The 1,755-nt window shown below is 46.7% G+C and carries 2 tRNA genes and 2 rRNA genes; all 4 read right to left on the bottom strand.

Annotated elements, in window-relative coordinates:
- A 23S ribosomal RNA gene (locus OPS25_RS15835) occupies window positions 1–561 on the bottom strand; the annotation flags it as partial.
- 631 nt (window positions 562–1,192) lie between these two features.
- A tRNA-Ile gene (locus tag OPS25_RS15830) sits at window positions 1,193–1,269 on the bottom strand.
- A 148-nt stretch (window positions 1,270–1,417) separates the two neighbouring features.
- Window positions 1,418–1,493: transfer RNA gene (locus OPS25_RS15825), tRNA-Ala, on the bottom strand.
- A gap of 204 nt (window positions 1,494–1,697) precedes the next feature.
- Window positions 1,698–1,755 (bottom strand): 16S ribosomal RNA (locus OPS25_RS15820); the annotation flags it as partial.

Below are 1,755 nucleotides of genomic sequence, written 5' to 3'. Positions count from 1 at the left end.
GGTGAGTCTCACCACTAAGGCACTTAGTGATGGGGCTCCCACTGCTTGTACGTATACGGTTTCAGGTTCTATTTCACTCCCCTCACAGGGGTTCTTTTCGCCTTTCCCTCACGGTACTGGTTCACTATCGGTCAGTTAGGAGTATTTAGCCTTGGAGGATGGTCCCCCCATATTCAGTCAAGATAACACGTGTCCCGACCTACTCGATTTCACTACATAAGACTCTTCATGTACGGGGCTATCACCCTGTATCGCGCCACTTCCCAGAGGCTTCCACTACTTCTTATGCAGCTTAAGGGCTGCTCCCCGTTCGCTCGCCGCTACTAGGGGAATCTCGGTTGATTTCTTTTCCTAAGGGTACTTAGATGTTTCAGTTCCCCTCGTTCGCCTCGTTACACTATGTATTCATGTAACGATACCTGTAAACAGGTGGGTTTCCCCATTCGGACATCTGTGGCTCAAATGCGTTTTGTCAGCTCACCACAGCTTTTCGCAGACTTACACGTCCTTCATCGCCTCTAACTGCCAAGGCATCCACCGTATACGCTTAGTCACTTAACCATACAACCCTAAATAGCTTCGTGCTGGCTTCCTATACTCCGCGGCGCTTCCTCGTTCACTCAGTTACATACTATTCGTATGCGCCTCCGCTCACTCGTCGTTTCGCTCGTCTAGAAACCCATCACTCGCTATTTCCTCTTATTGACATGACTCATAAGATTCCATAGCTGTTTAGTTGATATTCCAAAGGTTTGCGACAACCTAAAAGGATGGATATCAACCGCCTACCCCGCCTTTTTGTCCAGGGTTAGGTGAGATTGCTCTCTGCTGTATGATGACTAGCTAATCGTGAAATTGCCTTGTCATCTCATTATCAATCGGACTTGCCGATTGACACGCTTTTCAGCGCTTTTCGATAACAAGCAATTCAAGTCAAGTAGAGTATCAGCGTGAAAGAACATCTTTCGATATTCAATCTCAGTTACTCTTTTGATTGATTACTATTAATATCAGCTTTCCAAATTGTTAAAGAACGTTTAAGGTTAAAACCTTAATCAATAAGCCTTCTTATTCATTAAGACTCTAAACATCAACCAATTCGTTTGGTGCAGGCAGTTTCAACGCGAGAAACGCAGTGTGCGAGTAGCACATGAGTATCACAGCGCTTGAAAATGACAAAACCAAGTAGAATTGGTAGGCTTGGGCAGACTTGAACTGCCGACCTCACCCTTATCAGGGGTGCGCTCTAACCAGCTGAGCTACAAGCCTCCAGCTTGCTGCGCAATTAAGCGTTTTGCTGCGGCTTGGTTCGGCGCTCACTCAGTCACATACTGATGTATGCTCCTTCACTCGCTTCTCAGTCGCCTTGCCTAACACTTAACTGCTTGCAATCTGACTCTAAGCAGACTGCGCAAAGTGGTGGAGCTAAGCAGGATCGAACTGCTGACCTCCTGCGTGCAAGGCAGGCGCTCTCCCAGCTGAGCTATAGCCCCGTTTCTTGCTTCACCTTTGCTTCGTACTGTGGCGCTTGATTTCATCGCTTGTCAGTCACATACATAAGTATGCTCCTTCCGCACTCTTCAAGCCGCACCCCATTACAAAACAAATGCTTGCAATAAAACTTTGGTCGTTCTTTCTTTTAATAACAAAACAATCTGTGTGAGCACTACGTCAAAAGGTAACTCGATTCTTTAAGGTAAGGAGGTGATCCAACCGCAGGTTCCCCTACGGTTACCTTGTTACGACTTCACCCCA

Source organism: Alteromonas aquimaris (assembly GCF_026183695.1).
Taxonomy (GTDB): domain Bacteria; phylum Pseudomonadota; class Gammaproteobacteria; order Enterobacterales; family Alteromonadaceae; genus Alteromonas; species Alteromonas aquimaris.
Note: the sequence above shows the minus strand (reverse complement) of the source record. Positions and strands in the feature narration are given on the sequence as shown.